Genomic DNA, 19,073 nt, shown 5'->3' with positions numbered 1-19,073 from the left:
CTGTTTTGTTTTAATATTCCGCGAAGCGCTTATCGTTTAGATATTCTTCGTCAGTCAGGGTGTTTAAAAAGGCGATCAAGGCTTCCTGCTCGGCTGCACTAAGAGCAATCCCCAACCTGTTATTTTGTTTTAAAATGGGATCGAGTGTTTGCGAGTCCTGTACTCCGGAGTTGTAAAAGTTGAGTACCGACTGTAAACTGCCAAAACGCCCGTCGTGCATATAAGGAGCAGTAACCGCCACATTGCGCAGGCTAGGCACTTTAAATTTGTAGTTATCTGCGGCACTACCGCTCACTTCTGCCCGACCCAAATCATCGATGCCCGGATAGGGTGGCAAACCATTATTTCTAAAGGAATGATCGGTAAACAAATCGGTTTGATGACAAGTGGCACATTTAGACTCAAAAAGGGCCAGTCCGGTCTTTTCCTGTTCTGAAAAATCTCCACCGGGTTCGTTGCGGACGTATTTGTCATATTTGGAATTGGCCGAAATCATCATCACCATAAACTGCGAAAGTGCTTTTAAGAAGTTTTCGTTGTTCACTTCAGCATTATCAAATGCGGAAGCAAACAGCCGCTGATATTCACTGTCTGCCTGCAATTTTCCCAACACCCCGGTCATGGTTTCTCCCATTTCCACTTCATTAGTAATGGGAATGATGGGAAACAAGTCGAGATGTGAAGTCGCACCGTCCCAGGCAAATTCGGTCTGAAAAGCCATATTTTGAATAGCAGGCGCATTGCGTGTGCCTTCCAGATCGTCAATACCATGGCTAAACTGATGCCCGTGGTGGGTAAATGCAAAACGCTGCTCATGGCAAAATCCGCAAGAGATAAACCCGTTTGCCGAAAGCTTCCCATCGTAAAACAGCTTCTTTCCCAGTTCAAACCCATTTTGGGTCACCGGATTTTTCGACAAATCATAAGTCATTTCCGGGAAATTTACCGGTACCCGTACGTCGAGATTTTCATCAAGGCGCACGTAATCTTCCTCATCGTTGCTGCAAGCCATCGCAATTACCACTACCAGCACCATGCTTAAGCTTTTTATAATCGCTCTTTTCATAGTAAAAAAGCAGGCACGGGTAGATTACCCGCACCTGACTCACATCTTAATGATCTATGTTCTCGCCGTTATGCACGTGATCTACCCGAAACATACCGGTAGTATTAACCGCAATCTGTGGGCTTTTAACTTCGTCCACCATCACCACCGCTTTTTCGGAAAGGAGAATCTTGGTGTTTCCGTCCAGTATTTTATTGGCATCTACCTCAAAATGTACCACCGGACTCAAAGCATCACTCACCAGCGCTGCTGTGGGAAAATTCACAGTTACTTCCTTATAATTATCCAGACTGCTGCCGTGACTTCCCATATGTATTTTAAAGTCGGTAGCCGTGCTAACTGTTGGTGAAGTGAAGCTGCCTTCAAAATTCAGGAACTTGTAACCGGCCTGCCAGGACCACATCATATTGGTTTCTTCTGCAACCTGCAGAAAATCGCCCTGACCCGCAGCTCCCTGAAGGTACTTTTCCCGATCTACGCCCACGCCAAAACGAACCGACACATATTCTCCTGCAGTAATGTTTTGAAGCATAACTTCAGTCATTTCCTCCTCTTCAGAGATTACGAAATAACCAGCATCTTTAGGATACGTATATTCATTTCCTTCGGCATCGATGAGTACAAAATTGCTTACGATGTAGTTAAACCGGTTAATGGTAAGCGTCTCGTTATTGCCGTTTACATAGGTTGAAGTTCCTAAAAGCAGGTCATCCCCATTGAAGCTGTTGTCAAATTCTATGGTCAGATTGTTTTCCCCGCTTAGGTTTTGGATTGCATCATCATCAGATGAGCAGGAAGCCAGGATAATGCTTGTTGTAAGTATTAAATAATTTAATTTTTTAAAAAAATTCATCAGTATAGTTTTTATATAAAATATTAGACATTAGAAGACCTTGGGGCGCTTGTCCCCAGACCTTAAAACACGGTCCGCCAAGGAGCGGTTTCCGATGTTGCTATTAAAAACTATACACAAATGGGTGGGCGAAAGACTTCGGCATTATAGCCTGTGGGAGCAAAAACCAGATACTTGAAAAAGCGTTTCTTAATAGTAGGAACGGGCTTTTGACCTAAATCATAGTTGGTTTTGGGTTCTGCAAAAAAAGTGAAACCCAGGTGCAGACTGCTCTTTAGACTTTGTTGAGCGGCATCTTTTTTACGCGAAGCTTCTTCCGCCAGGGCCTGCATCAAATAACAGCGTCCATTGCACTCCAGCTCCGGCCGGTCGCGATTGACGCACAACTCCTCTACGATATAATCATAGTTAAAGGCATAGTCAAGCACCGGCAATATGGGCCGTATGAATACAAATAGCGCAAATAAGGTGCTTAACAGGCGCAGCATCGGGTTCTACTTCAGAAGTTCTTTGGATTTTGCTATGCAGTTTTGAGTAAGATCGCGGAGTTCTTTGATCTCCTGAAGCTCTTCCTGCAGGCCGTTAACAGCGGCTTTCAATTGCTCCGGGCTCATCTCTGCCACCGGCACCCGGTTTTTTACATAGGTATCGGTAAAACTGTGCATCCAGGTCATCATCACACTATCGGCTGTATTGGCCTGCTCCAGCAATTCTTGCTTAGGAACCGATAAAGCGACTGAATCTGTGGCTTTTAATTGGGATTGAATGTTAGAAATGGTTGTCATTTGCGGCATGAGTTCGTCGTGAATAGCGATCACTTCGGCAAACAGCGCATTGTATTGATCCCGCTGTTCAGACTGATTATCACACGCCAAAAGCGTACTCAAGACCATCCCAAACACGAGAACGTATTTTAGAATTTTCATGGTAATGGTATTTAATTTAAACGAAAAGTATGTCGGTTAAACTAAATAATGGGCGGGCGGAAAAGGCTTTGCAAGTGTTGGCGTCCGCCGGATATACTAAATATGGGGTACGTCTTTATCGTAGTTTCTTCAAAACCGATAATTAAAGATTGCTCGGTAGTCCAATTTACCAAAGGAAGCAATTCAATAGTTGAAGTACTGCTTTTCTTTTTCTGGGAGTTTTCTTTTTCAGAAGCTTCGGCAAGGGCTTTCATAAGATAGCATTTACCGTTGCATTCCAATTTAGGCTTGTCTTTGTTTTCGCAAAGCACCGTGCTGATGTATTCGTAATCCAAAGCATATTCCAGATACGGGAAACCCGGTCTCAGGAATAAAAGCAATGCAAATACAACGATCAGATTTTTCACGGTGCAAAAATAGGACAAAAGCAAAATTCCAAAGAGATTTATTTCCACTTAAATAAAAATTAAGAATATCTGGAAAGAACCAGATAAATCAATCAAAAAGACCTTTGATACTCAGATTATACTAATAAATGTTATTTATACAATTAATAGTATATTTAAGGCTTTAACTCGTTAATGAAGACCGAATGACCCGTTCCTGTTCCTTTTGCATGCTTAGTTTTTGCATCGTGATCTTGCTGGTAGCAAATGCCTGTGGTTCAAAAAAGACCGAAGCCCAACTCCAAGAATCGGCCAAAGATGCTTACCTGATGACCTATTTTAAAGATGACGACCACAGTCTGCATCTGGCCCTAAGTACAGACGGGTACACCTTTACTGACGTCAATGACAGTAAACCCGTAGTTGCCGGTGACACCATCGCCAGTCAGAAGGGCATTCGCGACCCGCATATCACCCGCGGTCCTGACGGTGCTTTTTATGTGGTGATGACAGATCTGCATATTTTCGCCAGAGAAAAAGGTTACCGCGATACGCAGTGGGAACGTCCTCAGGAAGATTACGACTGGGGCAACAACCGGGGCTTTGTCCTGATGAAATCGTATGACCTCATCAACTGGACGCACAGCAATTTTCTATTTGACGAGCATTTCCCCGAACTGAAAAACATAGGTTGTGCCTGGGCACCACAGAGTATTTACGATCCTAAAGAAGACAAGATGATGGTGTACTTTACGATGCGGCTGGGACACGGACTCACCAAAATGTATTACGCCTACACCAATGCAGATTTTACGGAAATAATTACCAAACCTCAACTCCTCTTTGACTATCCCAATCATCAAGTGCAGGTTTTGGATGCAGACATTACTCCACTGGCAGACGGCCGCTATGTGATGACCTATGTGGCTCAGGAAAATCCCGGCGGAATCAAACTGGCTTTCTCAGACCGCATTAACGGTGGCTATACCTACGACCCACAATGGATAGATCAGGAACCCGGCTCCTGTGAAGCTCCCAATATCTGGAAACGCAACGGCGAAGACAAATGGGTTTTGATGTACGATATTTTCAGTATCAATCCGCACAATTTCGGGTTTCTGGAAACTACCGATTTTAAGACCTTTAAAAACCTGGGGCATTTTAATGAAGGGGTGATGAAGACCACTAATTTCACTTCTCCCAAACACGGCGCGGTAATTTCCTTAACGCAACAGGAGGCCCGCAAGCTGGACGGGCATTACAACAGCCCTCTTGAATTTTAATACCGCATAATGATGAAATCTTTGAAATTTATTCTTACCGCTCTGCTTTTCGCCCAAACAGCAATCCTAAGCGCTCAGGAAAACATGGAAGGCTATCTTTTTGCCTATTTTGAAGGTCGTGGCCCCGGCGAAAAACAGGAGCAAATACGCTTTGCCGTTAGCGACGACGCGGTAAACTGGAAAGCACTGAACAACAACCAGCCCGTCATGTCTTCTGCTGAAATCTCCGCTACCGGCGGGGTACGCGATCCGCATATTTTACGAGGCGGGAAAAATGACGGCTTTTATATGGTCGCTACCGATATGTACACAGTCAAAAACGGCTGGGAAACCAATCCGGGTATTGTACTGCTACATTCCGACGATTTGATCAACTGGGACTCTTCGATCATCAATCTGGAAAAAACCTATCCCAAATCGTTTAAAAACACCAAATGGGTCTGGGCGCCGCAAACCTTTTACGACACTAAAAAAGGCAAATACCTCGTGTATTTTACCGTACGCTCTTACGACAACCTGAAGCTCGACTTTTACGCTGCCTATGCCAACAACGATTTTACAGGTTTTGAATCAACGCCTAAGCTGCTCTACAGTGCCAAAGACGGGGCGATTGACGGCGACATCATTTATAAAGACGGTCTGTATCACTTGTTTTATAAAGGAAATACCAAAGACGAAAACGGAAAGGAAGTCCAAAACGGAATCAAACAGGCTACCAGCAAAAAACTGCTGGGCCCGTATACCGAATCTTTTGAATATCTGGATGCCTACGCAGAAGATCCCACGGTGGTTGAGGGCAGTTCGGTCTTTAAGCTGAATGAGACAGATGAATACTTCCTGATGTACGACCTGTATTCAAACGGCAGGTATGAGTTTCAACACAGTACCGATTTGTTTGAATTTACCAAAGAGACCGAATCCTTTACCAAAGATTTTTTTCCGCGTCACGGAAGCGTCATCAGCATAACCAAAACCGAAGCCAAACGCCTGGAAAACCAATGGGGTGGTGTACCGCAGTCCCTATTGACCGAAGCTGACGGTACCTATAAATTCAGATCCAACGGTAATCCCATCATCACGCATAAGTTTACGGCAGACCCCGCAGCGCTGGTGGAGAACGATACTTTATGGTTATTTACTGGCCACGATTATGAAGGCGGTCAAAAAGGTTATAAAATGAAAGACTGGCTGGTGTTTTCAACCACCGATATGCAAAACTGGACTGAGCATCCCGTTCCTATGCAGATCACCGATTTCCCGTGGGCGACCAGCGGTGATGCCTATGCCGGTCACTTGGCTAAACGTAACGGAAAATACTACTGGTACATCAGCACCAACTGGAATGGAATCGGCGTCGCAGTAGCCGATAAACCTCAGGGACCCTACAAAGACGTTCTGGGTAAGCCGCTTCTTACTAATGAAGATTGTTTCGCCTCAAGCCACGCGTGGACCTGCATCGACCCCGCGATTTTTATAGACAAAGACGATCAGCCCTGGATTTTTTGGGGCAACGGGGTTTGTTATTACGCAAAGCTGAAAGACAACATGATTGAGATTGATGGCGAAATCAAAAAAATAGATTTTGAAGGCTTTGAATTTACTGAAGCGCCATGGGTACACGAGCGTAACGGCACGTATTATCTAACCTACGCCACTGGTTTTCCCGAGAAAATCGCCTACGCGATGGCAGACCGGGTAGATGGTCCATACGAGTATAAAGGCATTTTAAATGAAGTGGCCGGAAACAGCAATACCAACCATCAAAGCCCGATTGAATTTAAAAACGACTGGTATTTTATCTACCACAACGGCAGCATTCAGACAGATGGCGGAAGCTACAGCAGATCGGTTTGTATAGACAAACTGGAATATAATGCAGACGGAACAATCAAGCGGGTACAAATGACTACCGAAGGGGTTTCCATTCCGGATTGATACTTCTGCCTAAGCATATCTATAACTAAAAAAAGCTCCCGGGCCGGGAGCTTTCTCGTTTAATAAAACCACCTGGAGCCTTAGAAAGCACCGATAAAATGGCTTCCTGTTGTATTGACTAATTCTGCTCCTTTAGTGACTTCGCCGGTTTCGGTATCAACCACATAGATGTTTCCATTTTTCCCAACGGGTGCCTGAGTTACGTAGATGTCAGTTCCATCTACGGCAAATCCCTGATACTGGAATAGATAAAAATCAGGATCGTAAGGAATCCCGGAGATTTTCTGAGCTGTTTTGGCTTCTAAATCTACCAAAGCGAAATAGCCCTGAGCTCCGGCTACGCCTTCTGCTGAGCCCGCATGACGGTAAGCCAGAACGGCCTTACCATTAGCTGCCGGTCTCCAGGCTAAGATGTAAGCATCTTCAACACCCAAGGCGGCATCGAGACTGAATACATAGGAGTCATCGTACTCATTATTTGCCCCAATTTTCAAAATGTGTGAACCCTGCGGGTCTCCCTGATTGGCCTGATAGACGGCTCCATTGTATTCAAACGCATTGATGCTTCGGTAGCCGTTTGTATTCCCGATGCCAACACCAGAAGTGATCACTTCAGGATTGGTTAAGGATGGATAATCGAGAACTATTGATTTTGAAGCCAGAATTTCTCCGTCTCCATCTGTTTCTCCCGTTTCAGGATCTACTTTGCTTAAACCGGCTCCGATGTATAATTTATCGCCGGCAGCATTTAGCGTGGGCATATCAATACGTGAGATGTAATAGCCTTTAGCTTCCTCTTCGGCACTAAGCGGCACACTATGCTCCTGAAATTCCAAGATCTGAGAGTTTACCAAATCTAAGGTAACAATTCCCATAGTCGCTTCGGTACGCTCGTAAAAATCATCGGTTTCATCGTCGGGCGTGTTGTTATCATTAAATTGATTTTCGGTAGAAACATAAACCGCAGCTCCGGTTTTATCACCATCAAATAGCTTAATCCAGCGTGGAGCAGAACCCACATAAGGCGCTATACTGATCGCCGATCCTGTTTGCTCGAAATTCTGACCACCCAGAACCTCATATTTGGTATAATTTCCTCCCGTATCACCGGCATAGCTGATGTTGAAAATCGTAGACCCATCTTCAGAAGCCTGCAATCGTGCGGTACGATTTGAAGGGACAATAAAGCCGTTTTCAAAAGGCTCTATAGATACTGTGGGATCTTTAGCATCCTGACTACTTAACGCATAGATCAATGTTCCTCCGTTACCATCGCCGGGGTTGTCGCCCATTCGGGCAGCAGCGACGGTAATCCAGCGGGTTGTATCGTCAGGGTCTGTGATTACAGTTGTCCCGTTGTCGTCGTCGGTACTGCAGGATGCCAGAAATAGGGAACCTATTGCGGCGAAAGCAAGGGTTTTAAGGCTTAAAAATGTTCGTTTCATGATTTGTTTGGTATTTAAAGTTTAAAAAGAATTGATTGAATAGTTGATTTTTAAATAAAAGGCTCTTCCCGGTTTTTGCACAGACAGGTTATCGTAAACCGGCCTGTCAAAAATGTTTTTGACATCAAAACTGAGCACAAAGCGTTTATCGGGAAAGAAATAGCTCAGACCCAGGTCCTGCGCCAATTGCTCAGGAACTTTAAAAAATTCGTCTCCCACGGTGTTAGATCCCTGCGGAACCAGGTAAGAGAATTCATCGGTATAATAGAGCGTATAGAATAAATCAAGCCGCGACTGTTTTTGAAACAGGTTTTTGAGGGAGTAGCGCAGATTGCCATTCATCGTTAAGAAGGGGGTGTTCGGCACGGCTACTTCGGTGCCCCGATTTTCAATTTTTAAATCGAATTTTGAAATATTAAAGTTGGCCGAGAGCTTGTCGTTGAAACTGTAATTCAACTGCGCATCAAAGCCTTTTGAGGTTCCGCTGCCTTGATTGACATATACGATCAACTCATCGTTTACATTAAGCGAGGTCTCGATTGGCAATCCTATGCGATCTTTGATGTTTCGGGTGAAAAAATTAGCAGACAACGTGAGTTGATGGCGGTTAAAATCGAATGCTCCCAGACGGAAACCCAGATTGTAGTTGTTGCTCTGCTCGGGATTAATGCTGGAGTTGGCCACTACATTATCGCCGTCATTGCCAAAGATTTCGGTCTCATTGGGAAGGCGAATGGCTTTTTCGGCCGAAGCCAGCAAAAAGACCTTAGGGGTAATCCCATAAGATGCGGCAAAACCATAGCCTTCAAATTTTTTATTACTGCTTACCACCTCATCAACGATGACGCGGTTTCCGGCATCATTGGTGACAAGCTCAGGATCTTTGCTTATCGTTTTTTGCTGATAGTATTTCCCAAACAAACTGGCTTTAAGCCGGTCATTAAAGGCATTCACTTCATAGGTTAAAGACAGGATGTTCTTGTGCAAATCCCGTGTGCCCACAAAGATATTTTCTAGCAGGGGTCGCAAGGCATCGCTATCTTCCCGGTCAATACTGCTGTAAACGTGATTAAATAGAACTTTATGAGCATCATTAAAGGCATACGAAATCCCTGACCGGACCGATGCTACGTTACGGCTTATCTTTAAAAGCGTGGGGCCGCCTTCCTGCTGTGAACCCCAGGTGTATTCGTATTCATCACCTCTAAAATCAATGGCGCGCTCCCCGTTCCAACTGTAGGCCGCGGCTACAGTATCATTGAGTTGACGGTTTCGCCTTCCGTAATATCCGTTAACAGTGACGTCAAGACCGTCAGCAAACAAATCGCTTTTTTGGTAGCTCAGGTTTGCAAGCGCGACATCAGACTCATAAAACCTTCCTTTGTAAGGCATAATGGTCATAAAGGCGCCGTGTTGTACTTCCTTGTAGTCATCAGACCCGGTAAAGCCTACATAAAACTGGTCTGCCCAGCTTACATCGGTATAGCCCATTTGTACAATCCCGCCCGTAGAACGGTAGGCATCATTAAACCGTCTCGCGGTAATGGGGGTTTGTACACCTCCCAACCCGGTAACCACTATACTTCTGCCGCTTACTTCATAATCGTTATCTGAATAGTTATGAAAGCCTGAAGCCTTAACGGTAAAACCCGATTTATCAAAACGGTAGAGTCCATTTACACTGGCCTGAAACGTGTTAAACGAACCATAAGACAGCGAAGCATTCAGGTTAGTCCCGGCAGATTTATCTAAAACAATATTGATGGCACCACCCAAGACATCGTCTGATAAATACCCCGGCACTACCCCTTTATACACCTCAATTTGCTGAATCATAGAAGGCGGTATGCTGTTGAGATTGAATGCAGAACCAAAAGTGGAGATGGGAATGCCATCTATAAAAATGCGTACCGCACTACCTGATAATCCGTTAAGGCTGTATTCTACATTAGAGCCCAAGCCGCCATTCTGCCTGATTTTTACACCAACCGTGGTATTTAAAAGTTCGTTTGTCTGAATGTTGCGCTGGGCGGCTTCTTCGGTACTTACCACGTTTACCGCAAAGCCCTGCTTTTCCATTTTGGTTTTAATGGATTCTGCACGTATGGCTACTGCATCAAGCTCATAATCTCCAGCATTATCAAGCTGGATATCGTGTCGCAGGTTAGCATTTTTAACAACAACCTGATCAAAACCAATAAAATCCCCGCTTAGAATCTCGAGGTTATACGTGCCCGATGGCAAATCCCGGAAGCTGTAAACAGCTGCATCATTTGTTTGGGTTTCCTTTGAAATCCCCGAACCGCTGAGCTTAATCTGCGCCTGAGGCACCAGATAGCCATTGGCATCTTTTACCACACCGCTAAGGTTAAATTGCGCACTTGCCGCAAAGCAAAAAAGTAGAAAAAAACAGGTTAGTTGTTGCTTCATCGTTAGGTTATGAGCGGACAAATTTATATTTATTTAGATTAAATCCAAATAAAAATAGAGTAAAGAAGTTCGTGGAATTCCCCGCTACTTACGCTTATGCACTTACGACGAGGTTCTCGAAAATTGTTCATTCACCTGTAAATCAAAGCTCAACGAACCATCACTTAAATGTTTTTTATACGCTTTATTTTTTGGTAAATAATTGAAGAATGATATTCCTGAAGTGAATAGTTAGCACCTAATTCCACGATAGAAAAGTAGTATTATACCAGATTTGGTATTTAAATTATACAACACTATTGCCTTGAAAACGGAACTAGGAATTCAGCGGAAAAAATTTATTAGGAATCGGGAACTTATTTGGAATAGACGGGAAATCTGTTATACCCCTTCCCACAATTGGTCTAAACCTTCGCGATCACTGATTTTGATACGTTTGCCTTCGGTTTCGATAAGGCCTTCCTTTTTAAATTTGGTGAGTGTACGTATGCACAATTCGGTGGCGGTGCCTACCACGTCTGCAATATCATTTCGCGACAGCACCAGGCTTAGATAACCATCTGCATCGGTGCCAAAATGGGTGTCGAGGTAGAGCAAAATCCCGGCGACCCGCTGGTTTACGGTTTTCTGCGCCATATTGACGATGACATCATCAGCCATTTTAAGTTCGTGAGCCATATTCTTCAGCAGTGCCTGAATAAACTCCGGATTTTTAGAGAGGCTTTCGGTGAAATTTTCTTTCGGAATAAAACACAGCTGCATATCGTTTAAGGCAACTGCACTGAGGTTTGCGGCTTCTTCGGCGATAAGCGATCGCTGCCCCATCACTTCTCCTTTAGAAGCGATCTTTACAATCTGATCTTTCCCGTTTTCGCTCAGCTTAGAAAGCTTGGACACTCCGTCGCGCACACAAAAAACGCCATTCAGCTTTTCGCCCTCCTTAAAAATAGATTCCCCTTTTTTAATCGTGCGGCTCACTTTGGAGTCTGAAATGGCTTTCAACTCCTCTTTTTTGAGGGACCTGAGCGCATTCAGTTCTCTGATGATACAGTTCTCGCAACGGGACTCTTCGTGTGGGTTCATGGTTCAAAATTAGCGAAGAGCACAGCCAAAAAAAAGGTTTTGGGAGGCTGAAATCAAAAACTTTCAAAAAAAATGAAAGCAACTGACAAAAGTCATCTTTTTCGGGCGGCAGGTTTGAGTCCTTTGTATCAGGTATTTAGCAAATTAGAATCAAATGGAATCATGTTATCATTGTGGCGACTCCTGCGGGGAGCACGCCCTGGCGCATCGCAGCAGGTATTTTTGCTGCAACGGCTGCAAAACGGTTTACGACATCCTGCACGAAAACAACCTGTCGTATTATTACGATCTGGACAAAAGTCCGGGTACAACACCAAAGGATTTCAAAGGTCGGTTTGATTATCTGGACAACCCGGAAATCAAGGCCAAACTGCTCGACTTTGACGAGCAGGCCACGCAGATCGCCTCGTTTACCATACCCGCCATACATTGCAGCTCCTGCATCTGGGTGTTGGAAAACCTGAGCAAACTGCGCCCGGCTATCAAAAGCACTCAGGTGAACTTCCCCGAGAAACGCGTTCGTATCACCTACAATGCCGAAGAAATCAGTCTTAAGGAAGTGGTAGAACTACTGTGTATGCTGGGTTACGAACCGGTGATTTCGCTGGAAGACTTCAACAAAAAAGAGCGCAAAAAAGACCGCTCACTCATCTACAAACTGGGCATCGCCGGCTTTGCCTTTGGGAATATTATGTTTCTCTCCTTCCCCGAATATTTTGAGGTAGAAGAGTTTTGGCTAGACCGGTATAAACCCGTTTTCAGAGCCTTGATGTTGATATTCTCCATTCCGGTGGTGGTTTACTCAGCCCGGCATTATTTTATTTCGGCCTTTAAATCGCTGCGCTCGCGTATGCTGAATATAGACGTTCCCATTACTTTGGGGATTCTGGTTCTTTTTCTGCGTTCGTGTTACGAGGTGATAACCAACACGGGCACCGGCTTTTTTGACAGTCTGGCGGGGCTGGTTTTCTTTCTTTTACTCGGAAAGTTTTTTCAGCAGAAAACCTACGCTTACCTCAGCTTTGAGCGCGACTATAAATCCTATTTCCCCATTGCGGTAACCCGTATGGAAACCGAAGGAACCCAACGGGAAAGCCAGATTCCGGTTTATGAGATCAAACCACAGGATCGCATACTCATACGTAATGGCGAACTCATCCCGGTTGACGGAATCCTGATTAAAGGAGATGGGCTTATCGACTACAGTTTTGTCACGGGTGAGGCCGAACCCGTATCCAAAAAAACAGGTGACACGGTCTTTGCGGGTGGAAAACAACAGGGCGGCATTCTCGAACTCAGCGTGACCAAAGCCGTCGAACAAAGTTACCTCACCCAATTGTGGAGCAACGAAGTCTTTCAAAAGGAACGAAAAAATGAACTCGACTCGCTCACGACCAAAATAAGCAAACACTTTACCCTAGGCGTCCTTGGGATTGCTCTGGCTTCGTCCCTATTTTGGTGGTTTGTTGACCCCTCAAAAATACTCCATGTCTTTACTGCAGTGCTCATTGTCGCCTGCCCATGCGCCCTGGCCTTATCTGCTCCCTTTACCCTGGGCAATCTGCTGCGCATCACGGGTAAACACAAATTCTATTTAAAGGATGCCGGCGTTTTAGAACAACTGGCGGCCATTGATACGGTGGTTTTTGACAAAACAGGCACGCTGACCTCAGCTTCCAAAGAAGCCATACGCTACAGTGGGGAGAGTCTTACCGAACATGAAGAATCGCTGCTCACCAGTACGCTCCGGGCTTCAAACCATCCACTGAGCCGCAGTTTGTACAGCATGTTTCAGGATTATAGAATCAAGGTTCTTGATGATTTTGAAGAGGAACCGGGACTGGGGATCACCGGCACGCTTAAAAAACAGGAAATCCGTGTGGGTTCGTATGCCTTTGTCAATGCGCTTCCGCCCGAAAGACAACAGCTTGCAGACAATCATACCAGCGTACACATCGCCACGCAAACCGGCTATAAAGGCTGTTATACTTTTCAAAGCACCTACCGCAGCGCTTTAAAATCGGTGTTTCGGGAACTGAGCAAAAATGCCGAACTCGTTATTCTTTCGGGCGATAACGACAGCGAGCAAAGCAAATTGAACAGACTGGTCGATGTTCCGGTGGCGATGCATTTCAATCAAAAACCCGAAGACAAGCTGAAGTTTATCAAAAGCCTGCAGCAACAGGGGAAAAAGGTGATGATGATAGGTGACGGACTTAACGACAGTGGCGCTTTAGCACAAAGCGATGTGGGTATCGCCATTTCTGAAAATGTGAATGTCTTTTCCCCGGCCTGCGACGGGATTTTGGATGCTTCGCGTTTTGAACAATTGCCTGCCTTTATGAAACTCGCCCGTACTGGTAAACGCGTCATCAAATGGAGTTTTGTGCTCTCCCTGCTTTACAATGTGGTGGGTCTTGCGCTGGCCGTAAGCGGAAACTTAAAACCCGTCTACGCCGCGATTTTAATGCCTTTAAGCTCTATCAGCATCGTGGCCTTTACCACAGTATGCACCTATTATTTCGGAAGTAGTATAAAAAAACCCGAAGAAGTCGAATAGATTTCCAAAAGCTGATTTATGTCATCTTTTAAGCAAACACAGCCGGCTAATTTTACAACCAAATTCAGGTAGGTATGAGTATCATTTATATGCTTCTCGCGATAAGCGTGGTTGTGGCTTTAGTCTTCTTTGCGGCCTTTATTTTCTCGGTGCGCAAGGGACAGTACGATGACACCTATACCCCTTCGGTACGTATGCTGTTTGAAGACGAACTCGTAAAAAAAACAGGGTCTTCCGCAGAGAAAAACCAACAATCTATTACCAATCATTCAGATCGCAAATCGAAGTAATTATGCAAACAGAACAGTTTTATTACGACAACAAAATCGTAAGAAAGTTTATCATCGCCACCCTGTTTTGGGGGCTCATCGGGATGAGCGTGGGCTTGCTGCTGGCCTTTATGTTTTTATTTCCCAACCTAACAGACGGTATTTCCTGGCTGAGCTTTGGCCGCCTGCGCCCGCTGCACACCAATGCCGTAATCTTTGCCTTTGTGGGGAACGCCATTTTTGCCGGGGTGTATTACTCGTCACAGCGCCTGCTTAAAGCCCGTATGTGGAAAGACTGGCTGAGCAATTTCAACTTCTGGGGCTGGCAGGCGATTATCGTCGCTGCTGCCATCACCCTGCCGCTGGGCTACACCACCTCTAAAGAATACGCCGAGCTCGAGTGGCCTATAGACATTATGATCGCGCTGGTTTGGGTAGCTTTTGGGGCCAACCTCATTGGTACTATCCTCAAACGCAGACAGCGCCATCTCTATGTGGCTATTTGGTTTTACCTGGGCACTTTTGTAACCGTGGCCGTGTTGCATATTGTAAACAGTATTGAGTTGCCTATCAGCGCCCTTAAAAGCTATTCGGTTTACGCCGGGGTGCAGGATGCACTGGTACAATGGTGGTACGGGCACAACGCTGTGGCATTTTTCCTGACTACTCCGTTTTTAGGCCTGATGTACTATTTCGTTCCTAAAGCCGCAAACCGGCCTATCTACTCGTACCGACTCTCCATCGTACACTTCTGGTCGCTGATTTTCATTTACATCTGGGCAGGGCCGCACCACTTGCTGTACACCGCACTGCCCGGATGGGCGCAAAACCTGGGGGTTGCCTTTTCGGTGATGCTGATCGCGCCGTCCTGGGGTGGTATGATCAACGGCCTGCTTACCCTGCGTGGCGCCTGGGATAAGGTACGTACCGAGCCGGTTTTAAAATTTATGGTAGTTGCCATTACCGGCTACGGGATGGCCACTTTTGAAGGGCCGATGCTTTCGCTTAAAAATGTAAATGCCATCGCGCATTTCAGCGACTGGATCATCGCGCACGTACACGTAGGCGCCCTGGCGTGGAACGGCTTCCTGACTTTTGGGATGGTCTACTGGCTGGTACCGCGATTATTCAAAACACAGCTTTGGTCTACCAAACTCGCCAACGTTCACTTCTGGGTGGGAACTTTGGGAATCATTATGTACGCATTGCCTATGTATGTGGCAGGTTTTGTACAGGCGTCGATGTGGAAACAATTCAATCCTGACGGAACCCTTACCTACGGAAACTTTCTGGAGACCCTGACTGAAATCATCCCGATGTACTGGATGCGTGCCATAGGTGGTTCGTTGTATATCGCCGGTGCCTTTGTAATGCTCTACAACATCGTTAAAACTGTAAGAAGCGGAAGCAAGGTAACCGATGAACTCGCCGAAGCTGCACCGCTTACTCCAGTAACGAACAAACGTACGGCCAAAGAAGGCTATCATACCTGGCTGGAGCGTCGCCCGGTAAAACTCACCATCTTCGCCACCATCGCCATTTTGATTGGCGGTATGGTGCAGATAATTCCGTCGCTTCTTGTAGACGATTACGTACCCGTGATTTCGACGGTAAAACCCTACACCCCACTCGAGCTTGAAGGCCGTGACCTCTACATCCGTGAAGGTTGTGTAGGCTGCCACTCGCAGATGATCAGACCCTTCCGCAGTGAGGTAGAGCGCTATGGCGAGTACTCCAAGTCGGGCGAGTATGTCTACGATCATCCCTTCCTCTGGGGAAGCAAGCGCACGGGGCCCGATTTATTCCGCGTAGGCGGAAAATATTCAGACAACTGGCACCTCAACCATATGTATGATCCGCAGAGCACCTCAGCCGGTTCGATTATGCCGTCTTACAGTTGGTTGATACGCAGCGAACTCGACAAGTCACAGACCGAAGACAAGATGAAAGCGATGAAGCAACTGGGCGTACCCTATACGGTTGAAGATATTGAGCGCGCCCAGCAATGGATGAGCGAACAGGGCGAACAGATCGAAAAGAATCTATATGCCGATCCCGATTTTGCCAAAACCTATGAGGCTGATAAGAAAGCTGCCGCTCAAAACGGAGCTGATTTTGTCGAAATGCGCAACCGCGAGATCGTCGCGCTTATCGCCTACCTGCAACGCCTGGGAACCGATATCCAAATTAAAACCGGTGCCGAAAATTCAACCGCAAAAACCGAATAACCATGCTCAAGTTTGTTAAACAAAATCTCGAAAACATAGACGGGGTAGCCATCTACCCCATCATCTCCCTGCTCATTTTCTTTGTGTTTTTTGTTGCCCTGTTTGCCTGGGTGATCACCGCTAAGAAAAAGTATTTACAGGAAGTGAGTGCACTTCCGCTTGAAGAAGACCTTTTAAAATCAGACCAGCCATGAGAAGTATCGCATCTATACTACGCATTTTAGCATTTGCCGGCTTCGCCTACCTCTTTTTGAATTATGTGGGCACCCCCGAAAACGAAGCTTCGGTATTTACCACCCAAAACTGGCTGTGGGCCATCTATGCCGTGCTCGTCTTTATGTACATCGCTTTTGAGATTTGTATTGAAAGCTTACGTGCCGTCCTTTTTAAAACCCTTAAACCGGAAGCTCAGGAACAGTACCGGGCTGAAGTCGAAGCTAAAAAAAGACGCATGGCGTCCTGGTTTAAAGGTCTGTATGGCAAACTCTGGAAAGCAAAGCCTGTAGAGCAGGAAGAAGAAATCTTGCTGGATCACAATTATGACGGCATCAAAGAACTCGACAACCGTCTGCCGCCGTGGTGGGTGTATGGTTTTTACGCTACTATTCTGTTTGCCGCCGTGTATTTAATACGCTTTGAAGTGCTGAATGACTACACCCAGATCGACGAGTATGAAGAAGCCGTCGCGCAGGCTAAACTGGATCTGGAAGAATACAAAAAAACCGCCAAGGATTTAGTAGACGAAAACACGGTAGAACTGCTTACCGATGCGGCTGATATCAAAGCGGGAGAAGTGATTTTTACCGGTAATTGCATCGCTTGTCACAAAGCAGGTGGCGCGGGCGGAATAGGTCCCAACCTCACCGATGACTATTGGATTCTGGGTGGTGGTATCAAAAATGTCTTTCACACCATCGCCGAAGGAGGACGCGCCGGGAAAGGCATGATCTCCTGGAAAACCGACCTGAAACCCGGCGAAATTGCACAGGTCGCCAGCTACGTATTGAGCCTGCACGGCACCAACCCGGCAGATGCCAAAGAACCGGAAGGGGAAATTTGGATTGATGAAAATGCCCATGTAGAAGCGGTGCAGGTACAACAGGATTCTACCGGCATTGAGGTGATTTTAGAACAGGAACCGGTGACCGATGACGTCATCACCAACGAAAATTAGAAACAACCCATGGCTTCACAGGATCAGGAACATTTTAGGGACAGCATAGGCACCATCAACGATGCGGGCAAACGCGCGTGGGTGTATCCCAAAAAACCGGTGGGCAAACTCTACGAGTACCGCAAACTGGTAAGCTATGCCCTGCTGCTCTTTTTATTCGGTGCCCCGTTTGTACACATCAACGGCAACCAGTTTCTGATGTTTAATGTGCTGGAGCGTCGTTTCAACATTTTCGGTTTTCCGTTCTGGCCGCAGGATTTTCACCTCTTTGTGATGATGATGATCATCGGGGTGGTCTTTGTAGTGCTGTTTACGGTTGCTTTTGGCCGAATCTTTTGCGGGTGGATTTGCCCCCAGACCATTTTTATGGAGATGGTCTTCCGCAGAATTGAATACTGGATTGATGGTGACCGCGGGAAACAAATAAGTCTGAACACCATGCCCTGGAATGCCGAGAAAATACGAAAGCGGGTACTGAAATGGTCAGTCTTTTTTGTGATCTCGTTTCTCATTGCCAATGTGTTTCTGGCCTATCTCATAGGCAGTGAGCGTTTGCTGCAGTACATCATAGACGGGCCTGCAAATCACGTAAGCACCCTCATTTCGCTGCTCATTTTCACCGGCGTGTTTTACTTTGTTTTTGCGTGGTTTCGCGAGCAGGTGTGTATCATCGTTTGTCCCTACGGCAGGTTACAAGGCGTTTTGCTCGACACCAAATCTATCGTGGTGGCTTACGATTACAAACGTGGCGAGAAAGAAGCCGGCAGAGCCAAATTTAAAAAGACTGAGGACCGCGAGGCAACCGGTAAGGGAGATTGCATCGATTGCTTTCAGTGCGTAAATGTGTGCCCCACCGGGATTGACATCCGCAACGGCACCCAACTTGAGTGTGTAAACTGCACTGCCTGTATTGACGCCTGCAACCAGATGATGGAGGCGGTAAACCTGCCCAGGGATTTGATTCGCTATGCCAGTGAAGAAAACATCGAGAAGAAAACCAAATTTCAGTTTACACCCCGCCTTAAAGGCTATACTGCCGTACTGATCATCCTCATTGGCGTGCTAAGCGGGATGCTCTTTTTGCGCAACGATGTGGAAGCAAACGTGCTGCGCCTGCCGGGTCAACTCTATGAACACAAAGCCGAGGACATCATCAGCAATGTGTACACCTTTAAGCTCATCAATAAAACCACACGAACAATTGAAGACGTACATTTTGAGCTGATTTCGCATAGCGGAAGTATTAAGCTGGTGTCGCAGGAACGACTTGAAGTACCGGCACAGGGACTTGCGGAAGGCACACTTTTTATAGAAGTGAAAAGCGCTGATCTGGAAGGTGAAAAGGAAAAACTAAAAATAGGGGTTTACAGCGGTGAACGGCTCATAGAGACCACCGGCACCATCTTTTTGGGACCCCGAAGCTATAAGTGATACA

16 protein-coding genes are annotated in these 19,073 nt (G+C 46.0%); 8 read left to right on the top strand and 8 right to left on the bottom strand.

Translation table 11 applies throughout. The features are described from left to right. Positions 1-10 precede the first annotated feature (10 nt). The 5 genes from CJ305_RS07960 to CJ305_RS07940 form a co-directional block, all read right to left on the bottom strand. On the bottom strand, positions 11-1,066 hold the full coding sequence (locus CJ305_RS07960) for a cytochrome-c peroxidase (protein WP_099645731.1): 1,056 nt from the start codon (positions 1,064-1,066) through the stop codon (positions 11-13). A 46-nt stretch (positions 1,067-1,112) separates the two neighbouring features. Continuing rightward, a complete protein-coding gene (locus CJ305_RS07955) occupies positions 1,113-1,919 on the bottom strand; it encodes an MbnP family protein (RefSeq protein ID WP_099645730.1) in 807 nt (268 codons plus the stop codon). 110 nt (positions 1,920-2,029) lie between these two features. Beyond that, positions 2,030-2,407 carry a hypothetical protein gene (locus CJ305_RS07950; protein WP_099645729.1) on the bottom strand — a complete coding sequence of 126 codons (378 nt, stop codon included), beginning with the start codon at positions 2,405-2,407 and terminating at the stop codon, positions 2,030-2,032. A gap of 6 nt (positions 2,408-2,413) precedes the next feature. Then, entirely contained in the window at positions 2,414-2,845 is a 432-nt protein-coding gene (locus CJ305_RS07945) for a hypothetical protein (RefSeq protein WP_099645728.1), read from the bottom strand. A gap of 41 nt (positions 2,846-2,886) precedes the next feature. Beyond that, positions 2,887-3,252 (bottom strand): hypothetical protein, encoded by a 366-nt coding sequence (locus CJ305_RS07940; protein WP_143469360.1) that lies wholly within the window; start codon positions 3,250-3,252, stop codon positions 2,887-2,889. Between the two features lie 209 nt (positions 3,253-3,461). Here CJ305_RS07940 and CJ305_RS07935 point away from each other — a divergent pair, with 209 nt between their 5' ends. Further along, the gene (locus CJ305_RS07935; RefSeq protein WP_099645726.1) at positions 3,462-4,514 is read left to right on the top strand and encodes a glycoside hydrolase family 43 protein; all 1,053 of its coding nucleotides are present in this window, start codon (positions 3,462-3,464) and stop codon (positions 4,512-4,514) included. A gap of 9 nt (positions 4,515-4,523) precedes the next feature. After that, complete coding sequence (locus tag CJ305_RS07930) at positions 4,524-6,449, top strand: family 43 glycosylhydrolase (protein ID WP_223248830.1); 1,926 nt, start codon at positions 4,524-4,526, stop codon at positions 6,447-6,449. Positions 6,450-6,529: 80 nt separating this feature from the next. Here CJ305_RS07930 and CJ305_RS07925 read toward each other — a convergent pair whose 3' ends face one another. From CJ305_RS07925 to CJ305_RS07915, 3 genes are all read right to left on the bottom strand, one after another. After that, positions 6,530-7,894 (bottom strand): hypothetical protein, encoded by a 1,365-nt coding sequence (locus tag CJ305_RS07925; protein WP_099645724.1) that lies wholly within the window; start codon positions 7,892-7,894, stop codon positions 6,530-6,532. A gap of 21 nt (positions 7,895-7,915) precedes the next feature. After that, the gene (locus CJ305_RS07920; protein ID WP_099645723.1) at positions 7,916-10,324 is read right to left on the bottom strand and encodes a TonB-dependent receptor; all 2,409 of its coding nucleotides are present in this window, start codon (positions 10,322-10,324) and stop codon (positions 7,916-7,918) included. Between the two features lie 381 nt (positions 10,325-10,705). Continuing rightward, a complete protein-coding gene (locus CJ305_RS07915; RefSeq protein WP_099645722.1) occupies positions 10,706-11,407 on the bottom strand; it encodes a Crp/Fnr family transcriptional regulator in 702 nt (233 codons plus the stop codon). A 154-nt stretch (positions 11,408-11,561) separates the two neighbouring features. Here CJ305_RS07915 and CJ305_RS07910 point away from each other — a divergent pair, with 154 nt between their 5' ends. From CJ305_RS07910 to ccoG, 6 genes are all read left to right on the top strand, one after another. Next, the gene (locus tag CJ305_RS07910; RefSeq protein ID WP_099645721.1) at positions 11,562-13,967 is read left to right on the top strand and encodes a heavy metal translocating P-type ATPase; all 2,406 of its coding nucleotides are present in this window, start codon (positions 11,562-11,564) and stop codon (positions 13,965-13,967) included. Positions 13,968-14,041: 74 nt separating this feature from the next. Beyond that, positions 14,042-14,257 (top strand): cbb3-type cytochrome oxidase assembly protein CcoS, encoded by a 216-nt coding sequence (gene ccoS, locus CJ305_RS07905; protein WP_099645720.1) that lies wholly within the window; start codon positions 14,042-14,044, stop codon positions 14,255-14,257. Positions 14,258-14,259: 2 nt separating this feature from the next. Continuing rightward, complete coding sequence (gene ccoN / locus CJ305_RS07900; RefSeq protein WP_099645719.1) at positions 14,260-16,464, top strand: cytochrome-c oxidase, cbb3-type subunit I; 2,205 nt, start codon at positions 14,260-14,262, stop codon at positions 16,462-16,464. 2 nt (positions 16,465-16,466) lie between these two features. After that, a complete protein-coding gene (locus CJ305_RS07895; protein ID WP_099645718.1) occupies positions 16,467-16,658 on the top strand; it encodes a CcoQ/FixQ family Cbb3-type cytochrome c oxidase assembly chaperone in 192 nt (63 codons plus the stop codon). Next, a complete protein-coding gene (locus tag CJ305_RS07890) occupies positions 16,655-17,638 on the top strand; it encodes a cbb3-type cytochrome c oxidase N-terminal domain-containing protein (RefSeq protein ID WP_099645717.1) in 984 nt (327 codons plus the stop codon). The genes CJ305_RS07895 and CJ305_RS07890 overlap by 4 nt, the downstream gene beginning before the upstream one ends. A 9-nt stretch (positions 17,639-17,647) precedes the next feature. Further along, positions 17,648-19,069: a cytochrome c oxidase accessory protein CcoG gene (gene ccoG / locus CJ305_RS07885; protein WP_099645716.1), complete on the top strand. Its 1,422-nt coding sequence runs from the start codon at positions 17,648-17,650 to the stop codon at positions 19,067-19,069. Positions 19,070-19,073: the final 4 nt, after the last annotated feature.

The sequence above is a fragment of the Leeuwenhoekiella nanhaiensis genome, assembly GCF_002744755.1.
In the GTDB taxonomy this organism is placed as follows: domain Bacteria; phylum Bacteroidota; class Bacteroidia; order Flavobacteriales; family Flavobacteriaceae; genus Leeuwenhoekiella; species Leeuwenhoekiella nanhaiensis.
This window is presented reverse-complemented; position numbering and strand designations above follow the sequence as displayed.

Coding starts and splice junctions, on each gene's coding strand:
- ccoN (WP_099645719.1), top strand. CDS start 14,260: ATGCAAACAGAACAGTTTTATTACGACAACAAAATCGTAAGAAAGTTT.
- CJ305_RS07895 (WP_099645718.1), top strand. CDS start 16,467: ATGCTCAAGTTTGTTAAACAAAATCTCGAAAACATAGACGGGGTAGCC.
- CJ305_RS07950 (WP_099645729.1), bottom strand. CDS start 2,407: ATGCTGCGCCTGTTAAGCACCTTATTTGCGCTATTTGTATTCATACGG.
- CJ305_RS07910 (WP_099645721.1), top strand. CDS start 11,562: ATGGAATCATGTTATCATTGTGGCGACTCCTGCGGGGAGCACGCCCTG.
- CJ305_RS07925 (WP_099645724.1), bottom strand. CDS start 7,894: ATGAAACGAACATTTTTAAGCCTTAAAACCCTTGCTTTCGCCGCAATA.
- CJ305_RS07945 (WP_099645728.1), bottom strand. CDS start 2,845: ATGAAAATTCTAAAATACGTTCTCGTGTTTGGGATGGTCTTGAGTACG.
- CJ305_RS07960 (WP_099645731.1), bottom strand. CDS start 1,066: ATGAAAAGAGCGATTATAAAAAGCTTAAGCATGGTGCTGGTAGTGGTA.
- ccoG (WP_099645716.1), top strand. CDS start 17,648: ATGGCTTCACAGGATCAGGAACATTTTAGGGACAGCATAGGCACCATC.
- CJ305_RS07920 (WP_099645723.1), bottom strand. CDS start 10,324: ATGAAGCAACAACTAACCTGTTTTTTTCTACTTTTTTGCTTTGCGGCA.
- CJ305_RS07915 (WP_099645722.1), bottom strand. CDS start 11,407: ATGAACCCACACGAAGAGTCCCGTTGCGAGAACTGTATCATCAGAGAA.
- ccoS (WP_099645720.1), top strand. CDS start 14,042: ATGAGTATCATTTATATGCTTCTCGCGATAAGCGTGGTTGTGGCTTTA.
- CJ305_RS07890 (WP_099645717.1), top strand. CDS start 16,655: ATGAGAAGTATCGCATCTATACTACGCATTTTAGCATTTGCCGGCTTC.
- CJ305_RS07955 (WP_099645730.1), bottom strand. CDS start 1,919: ATGAATTTTTTTAAAAAATTAAATTATTTAATACTTACAACAAGCATT.
- CJ305_RS07935 (WP_099645726.1), top strand. CDS start 3,462: ATGCTTAGTTTTTGCATCGTGATCTTGCTGGTAGCAAATGCCTGTGGT.
- CJ305_RS07930 (WP_223248830.1), top strand. CDS start 4,524: ATGATGAAATCTTTGAAATTTATTCTTACCGCTCTGCTTTTCGCCCAA.